Source organism: Citrobacter sp. wls717 (assembly GCF_005280955.1).
GTDB classification, from domain to species: domain Bacteria; phylum Pseudomonadota; class Gammaproteobacteria; order Enterobacterales; family Enterobacteriaceae; genus Citrobacter; species Citrobacter werkmanii.
Map to the genome: position 1 here is coordinate 124,035 of NZ_SZWW01000031.1, position 20,949 is coordinate 144,983.

General features: G+C 52.6%; 19 protein-coding genes. 9 read left to right on the forward strand and 10 right to left on the reverse strand.

Annotated features, from left to right (window positions below):
• Window positions 1–24 precede the first annotated feature (24 nt).
• Window positions 25–1,254, reverse strand: coding sequence for an amino acid permease (locus FDX09_RS15480; RefSeq protein WP_038633372.1), 1,230 nt, complete (start codon window positions 1,252–1,254; stop codon window positions 25–27).
• Window positions 1,255–1,396: 142 nt separating this feature from the next.
• Window positions 1,397–1,852 (reverse strand): multidrug/biocide efflux PACE transporter, encoded by a 456-nt coding sequence (locus FDX09_RS15485; protein WP_137347470.1) that lies wholly within the window; start codon window positions 1,850–1,852, stop codon window positions 1,397–1,399.
• Between the two features lie 101 nt (window positions 1,853–1,953).
• Between FDX09_RS15485 and FDX09_RS15490 the strand changes: the two genes are divergently transcribed.
• The 5 genes from FDX09_RS15490 to araE all read left to right on the forward strand — a co-directional run bounded on the left by FDX09_RS15490 (window position 1,954) and on the right by araE (window position 7,988).
• Window positions 1,954–2,838, forward strand: coding sequence for a LysR family transcriptional regulator (locus tag FDX09_RS15490; protein ID WP_137347471.1), 885 nt, complete (start codon window positions 1,954–1,956; stop codon window positions 2,836–2,838).
• A gap of 102 nt (window positions 2,839–2,940) precedes the next feature.
• Complete coding sequence (locus FDX09_RS15495; RefSeq protein ID WP_006686936.1) at window positions 2,941–4,119, forward strand: acetyl-CoA C-acetyltransferase; 1,179 nt, start codon at window positions 2,941–2,943, stop codon at window positions 4,117–4,119.
• A gap of 478 nt (window positions 4,120–4,597) precedes the next feature.
• Window positions 4,598–5,434 (forward strand): 5-dehydro-4-deoxy-D-glucuronate isomerase, encoded by an 837-nt coding sequence (gene kduI / locus FDX09_RS15500; RefSeq protein ID WP_042310807.1) that lies wholly within the window; start codon window positions 4,598–4,600, stop codon window positions 5,432–5,434.
• 58 nt (window positions 5,435–5,492) lie between these two features.
• On the forward strand, window positions 5,493–6,254 hold the full coding sequence (kduD, locus tag FDX09_RS15505) for a 2-dehydro-3-deoxy-D-gluconate 5-dehydrogenase KduD (RefSeq protein ID WP_003033923.1): 762 nt from the start codon (window positions 5,493–5,495) through the stop codon (window positions 6,252–6,254).
• A gap of 315 nt (window positions 6,255–6,569) precedes the next feature.
• Window positions 6,570–7,988 carry an arabinose-proton symporter AraE gene (gene araE, locus FDX09_RS15510; protein WP_038633360.1) on the forward strand — a complete coding sequence of 473 codons (1,419 nt, stop codon included), beginning with the start codon at window positions 6,570–6,572 and terminating at the stop codon, window positions 7,986–7,988.
• A 55-nt stretch (window positions 7,989–8,043) separates the two neighbouring features.
• On the opposite strand, the gene FDX09_RS15515 is transcribed toward araE, so the two are convergent.
• A complete protein-coding gene (locus FDX09_RS15515) occupies window positions 8,044–8,931 on the reverse strand; it encodes an Rpn family recombination-promoting nuclease/putative transposase (protein ID WP_038633357.1) in 888 nt (295 codons plus the stop codon).
• A 196-nt stretch (window positions 8,932–9,127) separates the two neighbouring features.
• The gene (locus tag FDX09_RS15520) at window positions 9,128–9,454 is read right to left on the reverse strand and encodes a cupin domain-containing protein (protein WP_137347472.1); all 327 of its coding nucleotides are present in this window, start codon (window positions 9,452–9,454) and stop codon (window positions 9,128–9,130) included.
• Window positions 9,455–9,595: 141 nt separating this feature from the next.
• Here FDX09_RS15520 and FDX09_RS15525 point away from each other — a divergent pair, with 141 nt between their 5' ends.
• On the forward strand, window positions 9,596–10,303 hold the full coding sequence (locus FDX09_RS15525; protein ID WP_137347473.1) for an aspartate/glutamate racemase: 708 nt from the start codon (window positions 9,596–9,598) through the stop codon (window positions 10,301–10,303).
• Here FDX09_RS15525 and FDX09_RS15530 read toward each other — a convergent pair.
• Complete coding sequence (locus tag FDX09_RS15530; protein ID WP_137347586.1) at window positions 10,275–11,210, reverse strand: LysR family transcriptional regulator; 936 nt, start codon at window positions 11,208–11,210, stop codon at window positions 10,275–10,277. The two genes, FDX09_RS15525 and FDX09_RS15530, sit on opposite strands and share 29 nt — an antisense overlap.
• A 118-nt stretch (window positions 11,211–11,328) precedes the next feature.
• Here FDX09_RS15530 and lysA point away from each other — a divergent pair, with 118 nt between their 5' ends.
• Window positions 11,329–12,585: a diaminopimelate decarboxylase gene (gene lysA, locus FDX09_RS15535; RefSeq protein ID WP_137347474.1), complete on the forward strand. Its 1,257-nt coding sequence runs from the start codon at window positions 11,329–11,331 to the stop codon at window positions 12,583–12,585.
• Window positions 12,586–12,634: 49 nt separating this feature from the next.
• Here the strand turns inward: lysA and FDX09_RS15540 are convergent, their stop codons facing one another.
• Window positions 12,635–13,645 (reverse strand): LacI family DNA-binding transcriptional regulator, encoded by a 1,011-nt coding sequence (locus tag FDX09_RS15540; RefSeq protein WP_038633346.1) that lies wholly within the window; start codon window positions 13,643–13,645, stop codon window positions 12,635–12,637.
• A 13-nt stretch (window positions 13,646–13,658) separates the two neighbouring features.
• Complete coding sequence (gene galR, locus FDX09_RS15545) at window positions 13,659–14,687, reverse strand: HTH-type transcriptional regulator GalR (RefSeq protein ID WP_038633343.1); 1,029 nt, start codon at window positions 14,685–14,687, stop codon at window positions 13,659–13,661.
• A gap of 597 nt (window positions 14,688–15,284) precedes the next feature.
• Here galR and aas point away from each other — a divergent pair.
• Together aas and lplT are read left to right on the forward strand one after the other, a co-directional pair.
• Window positions 15,285–17,444 carry a bifunctional acyl-ACP--phospholipid O-acyltransferase/long-chain-fatty-acid--ACP ligase gene (gene aas / locus FDX09_RS15555; protein ID WP_087856759.1) on the forward strand — a complete coding sequence of 720 codons (2,160 nt, stop codon included), beginning with the start codon at window positions 15,285–15,287 and terminating at the stop codon, window positions 17,442–17,444.
• On the forward strand, window positions 17,437–18,630 hold the full coding sequence (gene lplT / locus FDX09_RS15560) for a lysophospholipid transporter LplT (RefSeq protein ID WP_038633338.1): 1,194 nt from the start codon (window positions 17,437–17,439) through the stop codon (window positions 18,628–18,630). The genes aas and lplT overlap by 8 nt, the downstream gene beginning before the upstream one ends.
• 84 nt (window positions 18,631–18,714) lie before the next feature.
• Here the strand turns inward: lplT and FDX09_RS15565 are convergent, their stop codons facing one another.
• From FDX09_RS15565 to FDX09_RS15575, 3 genes are all read right to left on the reverse strand, one after another.
• A complete protein-coding gene (locus FDX09_RS15565) occupies window positions 18,715–19,755 on the reverse strand; it encodes an NADP(H)-dependent aldo-keto reductase (protein ID WP_137347475.1) in 1,041 nt (346 codons plus the stop codon).
• Between the two features lie 106 nt (window positions 19,756–19,861).
• Complete coding sequence (ygdR, locus tag FDX09_RS15570; RefSeq protein ID WP_038633333.1) at window positions 19,862–20,080, reverse strand: lipoprotein YgdR; 219 nt, start codon at window positions 20,078–20,080, stop codon at window positions 19,862–19,864.
• A gap of 145 nt (window positions 20,081–20,225) precedes the next feature.
• Window positions 20,226–20,939 (reverse strand): TerC family protein, encoded by a 714-nt coding sequence (locus tag FDX09_RS15575; protein WP_038633330.1) that lies wholly within the window; start codon window positions 20,937–20,939, stop codon window positions 20,226–20,228.
• Window positions 20,940–20,949 lie beyond the last annotated feature (10 nt).

The window sequence follows — 20,949 nt, forward strand, 5'->3', positions numbered from 1 at the left end:
GAGAATGAGCCGTTAACTAACGTTCTAGCCAAAAAACATCACAGATACACACAGCAACCCGACAATCAGAGTGATCAGATTACCCACTGAACGGTACGGCTTTAACGCCGGAATCAGATAAGTGGAGAGAGTCGGCATGATAAACAAAATCATGGCGATGAGTGGCCCGCTAATGGCGTAAATCATTGAAATCGCATTAGGATTAATACAGCAGACGATAAACGTAATGGCCGACACTAACATAATGGACAGGGCGCGGTTAAAAGCCCGGCTTTTCTTCACGCCCACCTGATGCAGCGACGTTTTTACCACTTCTGTTGCCCCTTCAATCACGCCAAAGTAGGTGCCAAGGAATGATTTTGACATCGCCACAACGGCGACAATAATCCCGGAAATCGACAGCCATGCCGGTGCGTTTGGCATCATCGATAACGCTGACAGAATGGTCACGCCTTCATTTTTCGCGTCTTCGATATAGTTTGTCGGAATCGAAAGCAAACAGCTGAAGACGAAAAACAGTACGCTCAGGCAGATGATGACGTAGGCGACCTTCATGATTTTTTTGCATTTACCCATGGCCTGCTCGCCGTATTTCTCACGTCGGTCAATGGCGAACGTTGAGATAATTGGCGTATGGCTAAAAGCGAAAACCATCACGGGAATAGAGATCCAAACCTGATGAAGCGTGTGCTGATCGAAAGACATCTGGCCGGTGAGTAGCGTTGGCTGCCAGCTTCCGGTCAGGTAGAGCGAAAGGAACAAAAAGTACGCGATGAGCGGGAATACCAGAAAGCCCATAACCCGAATGGTGGCTTGTCGGCCCATCAGAAAAATCAGGTTCAGTACCAGCACCACGCCGAGACTCACCAGCACGCGAACACGCAAATCGATGGCGATATGTTTTGCCAGCTGTTCGGTGAGTGAATTGGTTATCGCCACGGCGTAGATCAGCACGACGACAAAGAAGGCAATAAAATAGAGAGTGGTGATCAGGTTACCGATCTTCTTGCCGTAGTAATGGGTGACTGCACCGGTGATGCCTTCGCCTGCTGACGTTTTTGACGACAGGATAAACTGGCACAGCGCCTTGTGTGGCCAGTAGGTTAAAGGCCAGGCCACGAGGGCGGTGATAAACAGCACCACCGCGCCTGCAGAACCCAGCTGTATGGGGAGGAAGAGGGTTCCTGCGCCGACGGCAGTCCCATATAGTGCGAAGCTCCAGAGAGTCTCTTCTTTTGACCAAATTTTCGACATTATTTGAACGTATCAACTATAAAATAAACAAAAAGAAGCGCAATTTACCACAAATGAGAGGAGCTGGGGGAAGTGTGAACAAGCGGGTTGGTGAATGGATGAATAGCCGGAATCAAGATAATTCCGACTATTTATTGAATTATCAGGCAGTAACGTGCTGCTGGCGGCGCTTCATCATGCGCTCGCGTAATGTGTCATACGCCCAGTTATAGAACATGGTGTACGGCAGGAAGAACAGGAAGAAACCTATTTCCAACGTGAATGCCTGAAGCAGACTGACGTTCAGCACGAACGCCACGATACTCACCCCGATCACAATAAACCCGCTCTCGAAGCCTAAGGCGTGAAAGGCGCGAACTTTAGCCGTACGTTTTACCCGATGCGACGGCCATAAGCGGTCAAACAGGGCGTTATAAATGATATTCCAGATCATCGCCGTGGTAGCCAGAATAATGGTCAGTCCGCCCATTTCCAGCACCGAACGCTGCATCAGCCACGCGGTAGTCGGCGCAAGGATCGCGGTGGCAATACCTTCAAAACAAACGGCATGAAAAATTCGCTCTACTAACGAGCGGCGCTGGACTGTATCGTGTTGCATAACCTAAAACCTTCTTTGATGCCCGGATAACGGAATGGTGGCAATTTTATCGTTTTATGTGATATCTAAAAGATAGTATCCATCGATAAAGGAGATAGTTCATGCGTTACTCTCCTGAAGCGTTAACGGCATTTGTAGAGACCGTTTCCTGCGGCTCATTTTCTGCGGCGGCCCGACGGCTGCGTAAAAGCCAGTCCACTATCAGTACGGCAATTGCGCATCTGGAAGCCGATCTCGGTTTTGCGTTGTTTGACCGATCCTCCCGTCACCCTACGCTGACCGAAGAAGGTAAACGGGTGCTGGGCTATGTGCAGGCAATTTTGACGGCCAGCGAACGTCTCGATGAGGCGGCAATCTCGCTGTCGGGTGAGACGGAAGCGCGCCTGACCTTCGTGCTTTCGGACACGCTGCACCCGGATGTGCTGGAAGAACTGATGGTGCAGTTTGACCGCAAGTTTCCGCATACCGAGTTTGAATGTCTGATTGGCGAAGATGAAGACGTGATCGATCTGCTGCAAAAAGGGCGCGCGCAGGTCGGATTGATTGAGGCAAGAGAGGATTACCCGACCGACATGGGCGTGACGCGGCTGCCGATGCAATCCTGGATGGGGTTGTACGTTGCGGACTCGCATCCGCTGGCGAGTCAGGAAAAACTACAATGGGAACAACTCCACACCTGGCGCGAACTGCGCCTGAATACCTACCTGGAAAGCGGTACAAACGTGGCGCGCGGACCGGTCTGGTCAGCGCCTAACTATTTGTTGTTGCTGAGTATGGCGGTTCAGGGATTCGGTTGGTGCGCGCTCCCTTGTGCGCTGGTGGAGGAGTTTGCCGCGGAAAAACCGCTGGTTCAGCTACAGGTGCCCGGTTGGCCAAAGGCTATCTCTATCGATTTGTTGTGGAATAAGAAATCACCGCCTGGCGTGGCGGGAAGTTGGCTGCGCGACCATTTACAGCAGAGTGGTGTTCAGATGACCAATAAATGATACGAAATTCCTTTGTGATAAAAATCACCATTTTTAAACAACTTTGATAACTACTTTTAACAATCATCTACTATTGCGGTGTTATTTTGCGCTGAGGTAGTGATGAAAGAGGTTGTGATCGTCGGGGCGTTAAGGACACCGATTGGCTGCTTCCAGGGAACGCTGGCGCGCCACTCTGCCGTTGAGTTAGGCAGCATGGTGGTCAGAGCGTTGCTGGAACGCACGGGCGTGGATGTTCACGCCGTGGATGAAGTGATCCTCGGGCAGGTGCTTACCGCAGGTGCCGGGCAGAACCCGGCCCGTCAGTCCGCCATCAATGGTGGGCTACCTAATACCGTTTCCGCCATCACCATCAACGATGTTTGCGGTTCGGGGCTGAAAGCGCTGCATCTGGCGACCCAGGCTATCCAGTGCGGTGAAGCTGACATTGTGATTGCCGGCGGGCAGGAGAATATGAGCCGTGCGCCGCATGTCCTTACCGATAGCCGCACTGGCGCACAACTGGGGAACAGTCAACTGGTCGACAGCCTGGTGCATGACGGTCTGTGGGATGCTTTCAACGATTATCATATGGGCGTCACTGCGGAAAACCTGGCGCGGGAATATGGCATTAGCCGTGAATTACAGGATGCCTACGCGCTGCACTCGCAACACAAGGCTCGGATGGCCATCGACGCCGGACGCTTTAAAGATGAAATCGTGCCGGTGGTGACCCAGCGTAATGGCCAATCATTCGTAGTGGATACCGATGAGCAACCGCGTACCGATGCCAGTGCGGAAGGGTTGGCGCGTCTGGATCCTACCTTCGACCGGCTCGGTTCGGTCACCGCAGGGAACGCCTCATCCATCAACGATGGCGCCGCCGCGGTGATGATGATGAGCGAGGCCAAGGCGCAGGAGCTGAATTTGCCGGTGCTGGCCCGCATTCGCGCGTTCGCCAGCGTCGGGGTCGATCCCGCACTGATGGGGATTGCGCCAGTTTATGCTACGCGCCGCTGCCTTGAGCGTGTGGGCTGGCAACTGGCTGATGTTGATCTGATCGAAGCCAACGAAGCGTTCGCCGCGCAGGCATTGTCCGTTGGGAAAATGCTGGAGTGGGATGAGCGGCGGGTAAATGTGAACGGCGGTGCTATTGCGCTTGGCCATCCGATTGGCGCATCGGGTTGTCGTATTCTGGTTTCGCTGGTGCATGAAATGGTGAAACGTCGGGCGCACAAGGGCCTGGCAACACTGTGTATTGGTGGTGGTCAGGGCGTGGCGCTCGCTATCGAACGAGACTAACGATCTTAGATTTCCCTTCTTAAACGCCTTTTTTGTGTTACCCCGGCATCCATAAAAAAGCCCTCCAACAGGAGGGCAAGGCCAGTTACAGAAACATACACTCTAAACGCCGTCAATATATCAAAACATTGTTTCATTTCATGTGATTGGCTGCGCACTTTGTCAGCAAAGGTGTGCGAACATCGTATGTGCCCGGCTGTATTTTCAATGTCTTATCCCTGCCACTCATGATTATCTCCTTTGTATTTTATCTATCTGATTGTTTTAAATGATTTTATTTGAATTTCTCCCGCGATTTATTTGCCGAGCGTGATCGCAATTACACTTTTGATAATAAGATGCGGAAAAAGTGAAACAACGTTTCATTTGTAATTGAAAACCCTATCCGGGAGGGCTATCATGAGCGCATTAGATAAAACGGAACAGCGTTTTGCTATTCGTTAAAGTATTCACGGTCAATTTATCACTGGAGGTAAATGTGGACGTAAGACAAAGCATCCATAGTGCGCATGCAAAAACCCTCGACACTCAGGGGCTGCGTAATGAGTTTTTGGTCGAAGAAGTATTTGTCGCAGATGAATACACCATGGTTTACAGCCACATCGACCGTATTATTGTCGGCGGTATTATGCCTGTGGCCAAAACCGTCTCTGTGGGTGGCGAAGTCGGTAAACAACTGGGCGTAACCTATTTTCTCGAACGCCGTGAGCTGGGTGTGATTAACATCGGTGGTCCGGGCACGATTACCGTTGACGGTCAGTGCTATGAAATTGGTCATCGTGATGCGCTGTACGTCGGCAAAGGGGCAAAAGAAGTCGTGTTTGCCAGCGTTGATACGGCGAAACCGGCGAAGTTTTACTACAACTGCGCGCCGGCCCACACGACTTATCCAACCAAAAAAGTCACGCCTGCTGACGTTGCGCCAGTGACGCTGGGCGACAACCTCACCAGTAATCGTCGCACCATCAATAAATATTTTGTGCCGGATGTGCTGGAAACCTGCCAGTTGAGCATGGGCCTGACTGAACTGGCGCCGGGCAACCTGTGGAACACCATGCCGTGCCATACCCATGAACGCCGTATGGAAGTCTACTTCTACTTCAACATGGAAGAAGATACCTGCGTCTTCCACATGATGGGACAGCCCCAGGAAACGCGTCATATTGTGATGCACAACGAGCAGGCGGTGATTTCGCCGAGCTGGTCTATTCACTCAGGCGTTGGCACAAAAGCTTATACGTTCATTTGGGGCATGGTGGGTGAAAACCAGGTCTTTGATGATATGGACCATGTCGCCGTCAAAGATCTGCGCTAGTTGCGGGCGACAGCCGTGCCTGCCTGCGGCGGGCATTATAAAAAATTAAGGATTTACAATGATTTTGAATGCATTCTCTCTTGAAGGTAAAGTCGCCGTTGTGACCGGTTGCGACACCGGCCTGGGTCAGGGTATGGCGCTGGGGCTGGCGGAAGCGGGTTGCGATATTGTCGGTATCAACATTGTTGAACCGACGGAAACCATCGAACGTGTGACCGCACTGGGCCGCCGTTTCTTGAGTCTGACCGCCGACCTGCGCCAAATTGATGGTATTCCAGCGCTGCTGGAGCGCGCAGTGGCAGAATTCGGCCATATCGATATTCTCGTCAACAATGCGGGCCTTATCCGTCGTGACGATGCGATCGACTTCAGCGAAAAAGACTGGGATGACGTGATGAACCTGAACATCAAGAGCGTATTCTTTATGTCTCAGGCCGCGGCGAAGCACTTTATCGCTCAGGGTAACGGCGGCAAAATTATCAATATCGCCTCTATGCTCTCTTTCCAGGGCGGTATCCGCGTTCCGTCTTACACTGCGTCTAAAAGCGGCGTAATGGGCGTCACCCGTCTGATGGCGAACGAGTGGGCAAAACATAACATCAACGTCAACGCGATTGCGCCGGGTTATATGGCGACCAACAACACTCAGCAACTGCGTGCTGATGAGCAGCGTAGCGCAGAAATCCTCGATCGTATTCCGGCAGGACGTTGGGGACTGCCGAGCGACCTGATGGGGCCTGTTGTGTTCCTGGCGTCCAGCGCGTCTGACTATATTAACGGCTATACCGTTGCGGTAGACGGCGGCTGGCTGGCACGTTAATACATTCTCTGAACAACAAACCCTGTCATCTGGCAGGGTTTTTTTTGGTTTTAAGTTATTTTAATCCATATTCTGTCTATAAATTAATCCATACATAATTATATATGTATGAATTTGTAATGTTTAATCCTCTTTAATATCAATAAATTAAATTTAATTGAGTGGTTGCTGATAAATTTTAAAATTGGAATATCCATCACATAACGAGGTGGTGTAGCTATTTCATCCATGTTTTTGCCGTTTCCCGCCTGACGCTCCATGTAAGGAATCCCTTACTTTCAGGGACATGGTTTACTCTGTATCTGGCAGGAAAAAATGGTCTCAATAAATAATGATGCTGCTTTAGCGCCGCGCCCTGTGCGCGATACGCGACGTATGAATATGTTTGTCTCTATCTCTGCGGCTGTCGCAGGATTGTTATTCGGCCTGGATATTGGCGTGATAGCGGGCGCGTTGCCTTTCATCACCGATCATTTTGTCCTGACCAGCCGTCTGCAGGAGTGGGTGGTGAGCAGCATGATGCTGGGTGCGGCAATTGGCGCACTATTTAATGGTTGGCTGTCATTCCGCCTGGGACGTAAATACAGCCTGATGGCGGGCGCGATCCTTTTTGTCGTCGGATCTCTGGGATCGGCGTTTGCGTCCAGCGTTGAAATGCTTATTTTTGCCCGCGTGGTGCTGGGCGTTGCGGTGGGTATCGCGTCTTACACCGCGCCGCTCTATCTTTCCGAAATGGCCAGTGAGAATGTGCGCGGTAAGATGATCAGTATGTACCAGTTGATGGTTACGCTGGGTATTGTGCTGGCCTTTTTATCTGATACGGCATTTAGCTACAGCGGTAACTGGCGCGCCATGTTGGGGGTGCTGGCGCTCCCGGCAGTGTTACTGATTATCCTGGTGGTTTTCCTGCCGAACAGTCCGCGCTGGCTGGCGGAAAAAGGTCGCCACATCGAAGCCGAAGAAGTATTGCGAATGCTGCGCGATACGTCAGAAAAAGCCCGCGATGAGCTGAACGAAATCCGTGAAAGCCTGAAGCTGAAGCAGGGCGGATGGGCGCTATTTAAAATTAACCGTAACGTGCGTCGCGCGGTTTTCCTCGGAATGTTGTTGCAGGCGATGCAGCAGTTTACCGGGATGAACATCATTATGTATTACGCGCCGCGCATTTTTAAAATGGCGGGCTTTACCACCACCGAACAACAGATGATTGCCACGCTGGTGGTCGGCTTAACGTTCATGTTCGCGACATTTATTGCCGTCTTTACGGTAGATAAAGCCGGACGCAAACCGGCGCTTAAAATTGGTTTCAGCGTGATGGCCATTGGGACGCTGGTACTCGGCTATTGCCTGATGCAGTTTGATAACGGCACGGCTTCCAGTGGTCTGTCCTGGCTGTCAGTCGGTATGACCATGATGTGCATTGCAGGTTACGCGATGAGCGCCGCGCCGGTGGTGTGGATCCTGTGTTCGGAAATTCAGCCGCTGAAATGCCGCGATTTTGGTATTACCTGCTCGACCACCACCAATTGGGTGTCGAACATGATCATTGGCGCCACGTTCCTGACGCTGCTCGACAGCATCGGCGCGGCGGGTACATTCTGGCTGTATACCGCGTTGAACGTCGCTTTTATCGGTATTACATTCTGGCTTATCCCGGAAACCAAAAACGTCACGCTGGAACACATCGAGCGCAAGCTGATGTCGGGTGAGAAGCTAAGAAATATTGGGGTGTAAGTGAGCAGAGAGCCCGATAGATCAACTCATTATCGGGCTCCCATTGCTACCTGTTTCAATGTGGAGAGGCCTGCCTGGCGAGGATGTCCTTAGCAGACAGCCCGGTTATCTTTAGTATAATTTCATGACTAATACCATTCGCTAACATCATCTGGGCAATGCGTAACGCCTCTTGTTGTTTGGCTTCCTGTTGCAATACTTCCGCGATAGTCATCAGACGTTCCTTTTGCTGTGGTACCCGATAGGCAACCTCACGGATAAATTTATCAACGTGAGGCGTATTTCCAAACTGCATCATGTAATTAAATAGCGTTTTGAGCTGGCTGTCATTAGCGTATCCCGTAGCCAGCAACGAGACCAGTTGTTCCACTAATCCCATTAAATCACGCTTGCGGATATGTTTTTGCATCAATTCCAGCAGTGCTATACGGCGATGTTGCATAATTTCGTCATCGGGTATTACGGTGATATCTACCAGCGGAAATGTTGCTGAGTATAACTGTCGTGCCAATGCGGGATCGTCAAACTCATCCAGCCAGCAGAGTGAAAAGGGGTAGGGGCTGAGAGCGCCATGATAAAACAGCATCGGTATCACCAAAGGTAATGTTTTATGGCCAGCATCCAGATGGCGTTGCATTGCAGCCATGGCGTAGCGCATTAGCCGAAATGCCATGTGAGCGTCTGGCGAACTCTGATGCTCAATAACAACATAGATATATCCAACGCCTTCGTTTGTTTTTAATGACCACAGCACGTCGGAGTAGCTGGCTCGCAGGCTATCCTCAATAAAACTGCCTGATTCCAGTTTTAGTGTTTGCAGATCACATAGCTCCCGCAAGGTTGATGGAAGATAGATATCCAGAAAATCTCTTGCGGTATCGGGATGGTACAAGAACTGTTTGAAGACCGCGTCATGTGGAGTGGCCGTTGTCATTTTTGTCATGGCGATCCGTCACCGTTAATTAAGTTAACGTGACTGTAATCGCCCACATGGCGGGGCGCATCCCGGAATTAACGCTTATGCGAGCTGGTATCGAAGGAAAATACCCCACCTTGTATCGTATGCATTTTTAGGGAACTGAGTACGCATTTTAGCGTGTTCTCAGACCGGTCAGTAGCATGGTTTGAGAACAGCGAAATTACCCGTGCAGAAAATCGTCGCGCACCGGAGTGAACGTATCGAGTAATGTTCCTGCTTTTAAGCAGACGCAGCCATGCATAATGTTGGGCTGTTTATACAGGGTGTCACCTGCGGAAACGACATGCTTTTCTTCCCCAATAGTAAATTCAAACTCACCGGATAAAACGTAAGTCAGCTGTTCATGCGGGTGGTTGTGCAACTGACCAATCGCGCCCTGCTCGAAGTTCACCTCAACCGCCATCATTTTACCGTCGTGAGCAAGAATGCGACGGGTAACGCCATTGCCCAGATCTTCAAGCGTGGTCTCTTTATGAAAAATAAACATCCGACATTCCTGTAAGTTAGTGAAACGGTGTTTTATTAAATTTATATCAGCAAAGTATAAAAAGAAATGCACACCAACAGATGTGGAAAGTTGATCACATCTTTGGTTCACTGAAGAGATAACAACAAATGAGGGGAAGCGATGAAAACGATCGGTCTGTTAGGCGGTATGAGCTGGGAATCCACCATTCCTTATTATCGACTCATTAATGAAGGGGTAAAACAGCGTCTGGGTGGCCTGCATTCGGCACAGATTCTGTTGCACAGCGTAGATTTTCATGAGATTGAAGCCTGTCAGTCCAGCGGCGACTGGCAGCGGGCCGGGCAGATCCTCGCGCAGGCCGCCAGAGGGCTACAGGAGGCGGGAGCTGAGGGCATCGTGTTGTGTACCAACACGATGCACAAGGTTGCTGAGGCGATCGCAACCGCCTGTGATGTACCGTTCCTGCATATTGCTGATGCCACTGGTCGCGCCATACAAAAGCAGCAGATGAGTAACGTGGCGCTGCTGGGTACGCGCTACACCATGGAGCAGGATTTTTACCGTGGGCGCTTACAGGCTGAATTTGGCATTAGTACGCTTATCCCTGACGCTAACGACCGGCAAAAAATAAACCAGATTATTTTCGATGAGCTGTGCCTCGGCGAATTCAATGAAACGTCCCGCGATTATTACCTCAGTGTGATTGCTCAGCTGGCTAAGCAGGGCGCGCAAGGGGTAATTTTTGGCTGTACCGAGATTGGTCTGCTGGTGCCAGCAGAGCTAAGCCCACTACCGGTTTTCGACACTGCGGCTATCCATGCGCAAGATGCGGTGGAGTTTATGCTTTCGTCTGTCGATGCAAAATAGCGTTCAGCGGATCGATTAGCTTCGGCAGATGGGCTTGCAGATGTGCGGTGAAAGCATCTACCAGCGCCGAGGCGGGGCGATGAAGCGGGTGAATCAGGCTGACCGTAAACGGTACCGAAATACTGAAGCGGCGGATAACGATCCCGCTGCTGGCGTAATCCAGCGCCGTTAATGGATTGACCACCGAGATCCCCACACCCGCCCGCACCATTGCACAAATTGAAGCAGCGCTATGGGTTTCTATTACCATGCGGCGTTTCACCTGATGCTCATTAAACAAGGTATCCAGAAGCTGACGGTAGCTGTCGGTCCGCGACAGGCTGATGTAGTTTTCGCCCTGAAAATCCTGCGGCGTGAGCACGGATTTCTCGGCCAGCGGATGTTCCTGTGGCAGCACGCATACTTCATCCAGCGCCAGCAATTCTGTACGTTTAGTGCCGGCGGGAGTATGCAGAGTTTCTGTGATGCCCAGATCGTGGCGTTGCGCCGACAGCCACTCTTCCAGCAACGGTGACTCCTGCGGCACTATCTGAATATTGACCTGCGGGTAGCGTGTGAGGAATGGCTCCAGCAGCGGCGGTAAAAAAGATTGTGAGAATACCGGCAGGCAGACAATCGATAATTCGCCCTGACGAAATTCGCGCAGGCTTTCAGCGGCGCTCACAATCCTGTCCAGACCATACCAGGAACGTTGCACCTCTTCAAACAGACGTAACCCTTGCACGGTCGGATGCAGCCTGCCACGCGAACGTTCGAACAGCGTTAATCCCAGCACTTTCTCGAATCGGGCCAGTTCCCGACTGACGGTCGGCTGCGAGGTATGTAGCATCCGCGCGGCTTCCGTCAGATTGCCTGCGGTCATGATGGCGTGAAAAATTTCAATATGGCGCAGGTTAACGGCGGGCATGGCGAATCCTCGAATGATGTAATCCATATCATTTTTGCATAGACTCACGATAAAACGATATTTTTTATTCTCTTCGGGCTGTGGCGTAATCATAAAAAAGCCAATACCGGAGCACACCATGCCACGCCCACTCAACAGCACTGATACCGATCTCACCGCCGACAACCTGCTACGCCTGCCCGCTGAATTTGGCTGCCCGGTGTGGGTGTATGATGAACAGATTATCCGCGCGCAGATTGCCAAACTGAGCCAGTTTGACGTGGTGCGTTTTGCCCAGAAGGCATGCTCAAATATTCATATTCTGCGCCTGATGCGCGAGCAGGGCGTGAAGGTCGATTCCGTCTCGCTGGGCGAAATTGAACGCGCGCTGGCGGCGGGTTTTGAGCCGGGAAAAGATGAGATTGTCTTTACCGCCGATATGATCGATGGCGCGACGCTCGCCCGGGTGCATGAATTGAGCATTCCGGTTAATGCCGGTTCAGTGGATATGCTGGAGCAACTGGGTCAGCTTTCGCCGGGCCATCGCGTGTGGCTACGCGTGAACCCTGGCTTTGGTCATGGACATAGTCAGAAAACCAACACCGGCGGCGAGAACAGCAAACACGGTATCTGGTACAGCGATCTACCGGCGGCGCTGGAAGTGATCCAGCGCTATCAGTTGAAGCTGGTGGGCATTCATATGCATATCGGATCCGGCGTGGACTACGGTCATCTGGAACAGGTATGCGGCGCGATGGTGCGTCAGGTTGTCGAGTTTGGTCAGGATCTGGAGGCGATCTCCGCGGGCGGCGGGCTGTCGATCCCATATCGTGAGGGCGAAGAGGCGATCAACACCGATCATTATTTTGGGTTATGGAACGCCGCGCGCGATCAAATTGCGCGTCATCTGGGGCACGCTGTTAAATTGGAGATCGAACCGGGCCGTTTTCTGGTGGCGGAATCCGGCGTGCTGGTGGCGCAGGTGCGCAGCGTAAAAGCGATGGGCAGCCGTCACTTTGTGCTGATTGACGCAGGCTTCAACGATTTGATGCGCCCGGCGATGTACGGTAGCTATCACCATATCTCTGCACTGGCGGGGGATGGCCGTTCTCTGGAGCAAGCCGCGCAAATAGAAACCGTAGTAGCCGGGCCGCTGTGTGAGTCCGGCGACGTCTTTACCCAGCAGGAAGGCGGAAATGTGGAAACCCGTCTACTGCCAGCGGTGGTGCCGGGGGATTATCTGGTGCTGCATGATACCGGGGCGTACGGCGCGTCAATGTCGTCAAACTACAATAGTCGCCCGCTGCTGCCGGAGGTGTTGTTTGATCACGGCGTGGCGCGACTGATCCGTCGTCGTCAGACTATTGATGAGCTACTGGCGCTGGAATTAATCTGAATACAGCGTTGTGAAAAGCCGGATAAGTGTAGCGCCATCCGGCATCTGATTACTTAAAGTACGGCCCCGTTGTCACCGATTCCCGCAACACCAGTTTGCCGGTAAACGGTGGGATCGGCTCTACGCTCTCACCGTTGGCCAGACGGATAGCCTGGTCAATTGCCGTTGTTATCATGGCGTCAATCGGCAGATAGACGGTAGAGAGTCCCGGCTCCAGCCATTTAGCGCTGGGCGCATCGTCAAAACCAAACAGCGAGACGTCCGTCGGGATCTTCAGGCCAGCCTGATGCAACGCTTTTGATGCACCTAATGCCATGTCATCGTTACAGGCGAACAGGGCGCTGAATGTCACCCCTTCCTCCAGCAGCTCACGACAGGCTTCATAGCCACGCGTCATCGTTGAATCGCCGTATTTAACCTTGCCGGGGTCCCAGGGAATACCGTTTTTTTCCAGCGCTTTACGATATCCCATCAAACGTGATTTACCGGTAGGGGTATGGCCCGGCACGGTGATGCAGGCAATATCGCTATGCCCCTGGGAGATCAGATAATTGACCGCCTGGAACGCGGCTTCTTCCTGTTCAAAGAAAATCGCGCGATCGCGGGCCTGACTGACATCACGGTTAATGACCAGCAACGGCATAGCAATGCTGTTCATCAGTGACATAATCGCCTGCTCACTCATATAACGGGTATAGAGAATAATGGCATCACACTGCCTGTCGGCCAGCATTTGCACGGCTTCCTGTTCACGCTCCGGCGTGTCGTGACCGTCGGTGACGATCAACTGCTTACCGTGAGATTCCGTCTGGCGCGAAGCCTGTTGCAGCAGGCGGCCAAAGTAGAATCCATCAAACGTGGAAACCACCAGGCCAATGCTATTGCTGGTTCGGTTCGCTAAAGAACGCGCTAAAAAATTGGGTCGATAATCAAGTGCCTGCATGGCCTTAAACACTTTCTGGCGCGTGCTCTCTTTTACCTGACCCGTACCATTCAGCACGCGCGAAACGGTCGCTTTTGAGACGCCAGCGTGTCGTGAAACGTCCAACATCGTGGTCATGACGCTATCCTGGTTAATCGTTTGACGAAGAATTGCCCGGCTCTGTCAGCGTCGAAACGGAGTGGCGGCGCACCAGAGTTGGGTTAAATACGTGGGTGATTTCAGGCGCGGGTCGCTTCTCCGCCAGCGCAAGCGCCAGTTCAGCGGCCTGGGTCGCCATCGTCACTATCGGATAGCGTACCGTGGTCAAACGTGGACGCACATAGCGGGAAACCAGCACATCATCGAAGCCGATCAGGGAAATTTCTCCCGGTACATCAATGCCGTTATCATTTAACACGCCCATCGCGCCAGCCGCCATTGAGTCGTTATAGCAGGCTACAGCCGTGAAGTTTTTACCACGGCCAAGCAACTCGGTCATGGCCTGCTCACCGCCGCTCTCATCCGGCTCGCCAAAGGTCACCAGCCGATCGTTAATTGGTATATTGCTCTCCGTCAGCGCATCGTAATAGCCTTGCAGGCGATCCTCCGCATCTGAAATGGTGTGATTGGAGCACAGATAACCGATACGCGTATGGCCCTGCTGAATAAGGTGTCGGGTAGCCAACCACGCGCCGAAGCGGTCATCGAGGGCAACGCAGCGTTGTTCGAATCCTGGCAGAATTCGGTTGATTAATACCATGCCGGGGATTTGCTTCATTAATGAAGCCAGATCTGCATCCGGGATGATTTTGGCGTGGACAACAAGCGCAGCGCAGCGGTGGCGAATAAGCTGTTCAATCGCCTGACGTTCCTTCTGTTCATTATGGTAGCCGTTGCCGATCAGTAAAAAATTACCGGTGTTATAGGCCACCTGCTCGACAGCTTTAACCATTGCCCCAAAAAATGGATCTGACACATCACCAACCACCAGTCCGACGGTTTCGGTAGATTGTTGCGCCAGCGCACGCGCGTTGGCGTTGGGGTGGTAGCTGAGTGATTCCATTGCACTCGTTACGGCCAGACGCGATGCTTCGCTGGCTTTGGGGGAATCATTAATCACTCGAGAAACGGTGGCGACTGATACACCAGCTAGTCGGGCTACATCCTTTATGGTCGCCATGATAGTACCTGTTGTGGGTAAACGCTTACATTGTGTCAGTGTTACGGAAAACGGCTGGCTGTTCAAGCAGATTGCCTGTCAGGACGTCGCAAATGTGAGCGCGCACGAGCGAAGTAAGACAGAAAATAGAAAACGCTAATTTTTACTTACACTTTGCGATGTGCTGTTGCGATTGTTTGCTGGTGAGGGCACTGAGCAGATTGCTAAAGTTGGGATCCCAGAGGTATTGATAGGTGAAATCAACTTTCGGGTTGATCACTAGATTTACACCAGCCTGCGCAGATGCGCAGGTTTTTTTTTGTCTTCGGCCTATCTGTAACAGTAACCGATAATTTACACAACTCGTTGCATTTGGGTTCATTCCTTTGCGTTTTCGCACTGGCGTATCTGGCTGCTGACGACCACAATCAAGATCCCAGAGGTATTGATTGGTGAGATTATTCGGTACGCACTTCGTACCTGTCTCTTGCACCGACCTGCGCGGATGCGCAGGTTTTTTTTCGGATTGAATTCACCAGTTACCTGTCGCGCCCATTCCCCAACTCGTATACTCTCCCATCATTAATGTTTATGTAATTAATGGCACAGGGAGTTGAGATGCTATTTGGCTTTTTTCGTAATCTGTTTCGCGTGCTTTTCCGCGTTCGCGTCACGGGCGATATCAGCGCGCTACAGGGAGAACGCGTTCTAATTACTCCCAACCATGTCTCATTTATCGACGGCATCCTGCTGGCGCTTTTTTTACCGATCCGCCCCGTTTTTGCTGTTTACACCTCTATTAGTCAGCAATGGTACATGCGCTGGCTGACCCCGCTGATTGATTTCGTGCCGTTAGACCCGACCAAACCGATGTCGATTAAACATCTGGTTCGCCTGGTCGAGCAGGGGCGTCCGGTGGTTATTTTCCCGGAAGGGCGTATTTCGACTACCGGTTCATTGATGAAAATCTATGACGGCGCCGGGTTTGTCGCGGCAAAGTCAGGGGCCACGGTGGTTCCTGTGCGCATCGAAGGCGCGGAGCTGTCACGCTTTAGTCGCCTGAAAGGTCTGGTTAAACAGCGATTCTTCCCGCGTATTCGCTTGCACATCCTGCCGCCGACCCATATGCCGATGCCGGAAGCGCCGCGTGCTCGCGATCGCCGCAAAATCGCGGGCGAAATGCTGCATCAAATTATGATGGAAGCGCGCATGGCGGTACGTCCGCGTGAAACGCTTTATGAGTCTCTGCTGGCGGCGAAATATCGCTATGGCGCAGGCAAAAACTGCATTGAAGATGTTAACTTTACGCCGGACAGCTACCGTAAACTGTTGACTAAGACGCTGTTTGTGGCCCGTATTCTGGAAAAATATACCTCTGAGGGTGAAAAAATTGGCCTGATGCTGCCAAACGCGGGGATCAGCGCGGCGGTCATTTTTGGCGCTATTGCGCGTCGACGTATTCCGGCGATGATGAACTATACAGCAGGTGTAAAAGGGCTAACCAGCGCCATTACTGCATCAGAAATCAAAACTATCTTCACTTCCCGACAGTTTCTCGATAAAGGCAAACTTTGGCATTTACCGGAGCAGCTCACCCAGGTGCGCTGGGTTTACCTGGAAGACCTGAAAGCCGATGTGACGTTTAGCGATAAGCTGTGGATTTTCTCACACCTGCTGGCGCCGCATCTGGCGCAGGTGAAACAGCAGCCGGAAGAGGCCGCGGTAATCCTCTTTACCTCTGGCTCGGAAGGTCATCCGAAAGGTGTGGTACACAGCCACAAGAGCATTCTGGCGAACGTCGAGCAGATTAAAACCATCGCCGATTTCACCGCCGACGACCGCTTTATGTCTGCGTTGCCGCTATTCCACTCCTTTGGTCTGACGGTGGGATTATTCACGCCGTTGCTGACCGGCGCAGAAGTGTTTCTTTATCCCAGCCCGCTGCATTACCGCATTGTGCCGGAGCTGGTCTACGACCGGAACTGCACCGTACTGTTTGGTACGTCAACGTTCCTTGGCAACTACGCGCGTTTCGCGCATCCCTATGATTTTCACCGTCTGCGCTATGTGGTGGCGGGAGCGGAAAAACTGCAAGACACCACAAAACAGCTGTGGCAGGAGAAATTTGGTCTGCGCGTCCTTGAAGGCTATGGCGTGACGGAATGTGCGCCAGTGGTGTCGATCAACGTGCCGATGGCGGCGAAATCAGGAACGGTAGGGCGCATCTTGCCCGGTATGGATGCCCGACTGTTAGCTGTTCCAGGCATTGAGGACGGAGGGCGTTTACAGCTAAAAGGCCCTAATATTATGAGCGGCTATTTGCGCGTCGAAAAACCCGGCGTGCTGGAAGTGCCGACGGCAGAAAATGCGCAGGGTGAGATTGAGCACGGCTGGTATGACACCGGAGACATCGTGCGCTTTGATGAAAACGGCTTTGTGCAGATCCAGGGACGCGCCAAGCGTTTTGCTAAAATTGCCGGAGAGATGGTCTCGCTGGAAATGGTTGAGCAACTGGCGCTGGCGGTATCTGCGGATAAAATGCACGCCACGGCGATCAAAAGCGATGCCAGCAAAGGCGAGGCGCTGGTGCTGTTCACCACCGACAGTGAACTGACGCGCGAAAAACTGCAGCAGTATGCGCGAGCGCACGGCGTGCCTGAACTTGCCGTGCCGCGTGATATTCGCCACCTGAAACAACTCCCATTACTCGGCAGCGGTAAGCCGGATTTTGTCACGCTGAAAAGCTGGGTCGATGAGCCGGAAAAACAACATGAGTGAGTCAGTGCACACTAACACTTCTATCTGGTCCAAAGGGATGATGTCCGTTATCGCCGCGCAGTTCCTGTCGGCGTTTGGCGATAACGCCTTACTGTTCGCCACGCTGGCTTTGCTTAAGGAACAATTTTATCCGGACTGGAGTCAGCCGATCCTGCAAATGGTGTTTGTGGGCGCTTACATCCTGTTTGCGCCCTTTGTCGGGCAGGTGGCGGACAGCTTTGCCAAAGGCAGGGTGATGATGTTCGCTAACGGCATGAAGCTGCTGGGCGCGGCGAGTATTTGCTTCGGCGTTAATCCGTTTCTCGGCTATACGCTGGTGGGGATCGGCGCGGCGGCGTATTCACCAGCCAAGTATGGCATTCTCGGTGAACTGACCACTGGCGACAAACTGGTGAAAGCTAACGGCCTGATGGAAGCCTCCACCATTGCCGCGATTTTACTTGGTTCTGTGGCGGGGGGCGTGCTGGCCGACTGGCACGTGATTGCTGCGCTTTCTGCCTGTGCGCTGGCCTATGCGGGTGCCGTGGTGGCTAACCTGTTTATCCCGAAGCTGGCCGCGGCTCGCCCTGGCCAGTCCTGGCATTTGGGGAAAATGACCCGCAGTTTTTTCTGTGCGGCCACTTCGCTGTGGCGTAACGGTGAGACGCGTTTCTCATTGGTGGGAACCAGCCTCTTTTGGGGCGCTGGCGTCACGCTGCGTTTTCTGTTGGTGCTGTGGGTGCCGGTGGCGCTGGGCATCACCGATAACGCCACACCTACTTACCTGAATGCCATGGTGGCGATTGGGATTGTGGTCGGCGCGGGTGCGGCGGCGAAGCTGGTGACGCTGGAAACCGTGTCGCGCTGTATGCCTGCGGGGATCCTGATTGGCGTCGTGGTGCTGATCTTCTCGCTGCAACATGCGCTGCTTCCGGCCTACGCGTTGCTGATGCTTATCGGCGTGTCAGGCGGGTTCTTTGTGGTGCCGCTGAATGCGTTGTTACAGGAGCGGGGCAAGAAAAGCGTCGGTGCGGGTAATGCGATTGCGGTGCAAAACCTGGGTGAAAACAGCGCGATGCTGCTGATGCTGGGTATTTACTCGCTGGCGGTGCTGGTGGGGATCCCGGCGGTAGCGATTGGTATAGGGTTTGGCGCGCTGTTTGCGCTGGCGATTGCGGCGCTATGGATTTGGCAGCGCCGCCATTAGTCTGTGACGTGTAGTTGCCTTATCGGGCCTACAGGGAATGCTTTCTGTAGGCCTGATAAGCGTAGCGCCATCAGGCACTAACCGTCATGGTGCAGGATAGGTATACACCTGATGCACCGCTTCAATCTCGGCCAGAACTTCTTCGCTCAACGCCAGATGCAGGCTTTCAACGTTGGTTTTTAACTGCTCCATCGTCGTTGCTCCCAGCAGGGTGCTGGCGACAAACGGCTGACGACGCACGAATGCCAGCGCCATTTGCGCAGGATCCAGATTATGGCGTTTCGCGATATCCACATAGGCTGCAACGGCCTTTTGCGTTTGCTCACCGCTGTAGCGTGTGAAACGGCTAAACAACGTATTACGTGCGCCGGCAGGCTTCGCGCCGTTCAGATACTTACCGGTTAGCGTACCAAAGCCCAGGCAAGAATAGGCCAGTAGTTCAACCCCTTCGTACTGGCTGACTTCTGCCAGTCCAACTTCATAGCTACGGTTCAGCAGGCTGTAGGGATTCTGGATAGTGGCGATGCGCGGCAGATCGTGTTTGTCCGCCAGATGCAGATAACGCATCACGCCAAACGCGGTTTCATTGGAAACGCCGATGTAGCGAATTTTTCCCGCGCGCTGAAACTCAGCCAGCGCGTCCAGCGTATCCAGCAGGGAGACGGCCGGCGCGGAGTCCGTCCAGCTGTAGCCTAACTTACCAAAGCAGTTGGTGGGGCGCTGCGGCCAGTGAACCTGATACAGATCCAGGTAATCGGTTTGCAGTCTTTTCAGGCTGTCGTGCAGCGCTTCACGGATATTTTTACGGTCCAGCGCCTGATTTGGTCGAATGCCGCTGTCGTTGTTACGTGATGGCCCACTGACCTTCGACGCCACGATTAGCTTTTCGCGGCTACCGTGTTTGGCTAGCCAGTTGCCCACGTAAGTTTCGGTGAGCCCCTGGGTTTCAGGACGCGGCGGTACCGGATACATCTCGGCAACGTCGATCAAATTTATGCCTTGTGCCACGGCATAATCGAGCTGTGCATGGGCGTCGGCTTCGCTGTTTTGTTCACCAAACGTCATTGTGCCCAGCCCCAGTGTACTGACTTCCAGCGAGCTGTGGGGTATACGGTGATATTGCATAGCCGTTTCCTTTTTATAATCACAACATAAGGATTATAAAAATGGCTGAGGGAAGAGAAAAAGGGAAGTAAAATTGTTAAGGCCAGCGCGCTGCTGACCTCAACCATCAGCGTTCAATGATTTGAGATACATCGTCGCGGTTGATCTGCATCGCATTGCCTTGCTGATCGTGGTAGCTCACCAGACCGGTATCGTCGTCAATCTCTGGTTTTCCGTCGGTCAGGATCATTCGGCCATCTTTTGTCGCCATTACATAATCGCTGCTGCACCCAGAAACTACAAAAGCCAGTCCTACGGCGGAAATCAAAACTGCCCATTTTTTCATCTGCTTATCCTCTCATGGCCTGCGTCTGACAATAGTTTAGTAATAACGCGAAGTTATGCATGACGAAAGCAGTAAAATCTTAAACTGTGAGAAGAGGTAGGTCCGGCGCGGTATTCGCTCCCCTTGCGGGGAGCGACAGATTTCATCAGAGCGGATTTTTTTTATTACGCCACAGGTTCAGTGTCTCTACCGCGATAGAGAAGAACATGGCGAAATAGATGTATCCTTTCGGAACGTGGACGTCGAAACTTTCCAGAATTAGCGTAAAACCGACCAGAATCAGGAAAGAGAGCGCCAGCATTTTCACTGAAGGGTGACGATCGACAAACTCACCAATTGGGCGAGCAGCAAACATCATCACGCCCACGGCAATCACCACCGCCGCCATCATGATAAACAGATGGTCAGACAAGCCTACCGCTGTAATTACGGAATCCAGACTGAAGATAATGTCTAACAACATGATCTGCACAATCGCGCCCAGGAATGAAGAGACGCGGGTTTTCAGTCCCTCTTCCTCACCTTCAATGGATTCGTGGATCTCTTTACTGGCTTTCCAGATCAGGAACAACCCGCCGAGCAGAAGGATCAGATCGCGCGCCGAAATCGCCTCGCCAAATACCTCGAACAACGGGTTTGTCAGCCGTGTTACCCAGGCGATAGAGGCCAGCAGCGCCAGACGCATAATCATTGCTGCCGCCAGCCCAATACGTCGGGCATGATTGCGTTGCGCTGTCGGAAGTTTGGCTACAACCAGAGAGAGGAAAATAATATTGTCGATCCCAAGAACGATCTCCAGCAGCGTCAGCGTACCGAGCGCAAGCCAGGCGTTAGGATCGGTTATCCATGCAAATAACATCGAGCAAAGT

What these genes read in the sequence shown, in the direction of transcription:
- ygdR (WP_038633333.1), bottom strand. Translation starts at nt 20,080, where the DNA reads ATGAAAAAATGGGCAGTTTTGATTTCCGCCGTAGGACTGGCTTTTGTA.
- FDX09_RS15495 (WP_006686936.1), top strand. Translation starts at nt 2,941, where the DNA reads ATGAAAGAGGTTGTGATCGTCGGGGCGTTAAGGACACCGATTGGCTGC.
- FDX09_RS15540 (WP_038633346.1), bottom strand. Translation starts at nt 13,645, where the DNA reads ATGACCACGATGTTGGACGTTTCACGACACGCTGGCGTCTCAAAAGCG.
- FDX09_RS15565 (WP_137347475.1), bottom strand. Translation starts at nt 19,755, where the DNA reads ATGCAATATCACCGTATACCCCACAGCTCGCTGGAAGTCAGTACACTG.
- FDX09_RS15525 (WP_137347473.1), top strand. Translation starts at nt 9,596, where the DNA reads ATGAAAACGATCGGTCTGTTAGGCGGTATGAGCTGGGAATCCACCATT.
- FDX09_RS15530 (WP_137347586.1), bottom strand. Translation starts at nt 11,210, where the DNA reads ATGCCCGCCGTTAACCTGCGCCATATTGAAATTTTTCACGCCATCATG.
- lplT (WP_038633338.1), top strand. Translation starts at nt 17,437, where the DNA reads ATGAGTGAGTCAGTGCACACTAACACTTCTATCTGGTCCAAAGGGATG.
- aas (WP_087856759.1), top strand. Translation starts at nt 15,285, where the DNA reads ATGCTATTTGGCTTTTTTCGTAATCTGTTTCGCGTGCTTTTCCGCGTT.
- galR (WP_038633343.1), bottom strand. Translation starts at nt 14,687, where the DNA reads ATGGCGACCATAAAGGATGTAGCCCGACTAGCTGGTGTATCAGTCGCC.
- FDX09_RS15490 (WP_137347471.1), top strand. Translation starts at nt 1,954, where the DNA reads ATGCGTTACTCTCCTGAAGCGTTAACGGCATTTGTAGAGACCGTTTCC.
- FDX09_RS15480 (WP_038633372.1), bottom strand. Translation starts at nt 1,254, where the DNA reads ATGTCGAAAATTTGGTCAAAAGAAGAGACTCTCTGGAGCTTCGCACTA.
- FDX09_RS15520 (WP_137347472.1), bottom strand. Translation starts at nt 9,454, where the DNA reads ATGTTTATTTTTCATAAAGAGACCACGCTTGAAGATCTGGGCAATGGC.
- FDX09_RS15485 (WP_137347470.1), bottom strand. Translation starts at nt 1,852, where the DNA reads ATGCAACACGATACAGTCCAGCGCCGCTCGTTAGTAGAGCGAATTTTT.
- FDX09_RS15575 (WP_038633330.1), bottom strand. Translation starts at nt 20,939, where the DNA reads ATGTTATTTGCATGGATAACCGATCCTAACGCCTGGCTTGCGCTCGGT.
- lysA (WP_137347474.1), top strand. Translation starts at nt 11,329, where the DNA reads ATGCCACGCCCACTCAACAGCACTGATACCGATCTCACCGCCGACAAC.
- kduD (WP_003033923.1), top strand. Translation starts at nt 5,493, where the DNA reads ATGATTTTGAATGCATTCTCTCTTGAAGGTAAAGTCGCCGTTGTGACC.
- FDX09_RS15515 (WP_038633357.1), bottom strand. Translation starts at nt 8,931, where the DNA reads ATGACAAAAATGACAACGGCCACTCCACATGACGCGGTCTTCAAACAG.
- araE (WP_038633360.1), top strand. Translation starts at nt 6,570, where the DNA reads ATGGTCTCAATAAATAATGATGCTGCTTTAGCGCCGCGCCCTGTGCGC.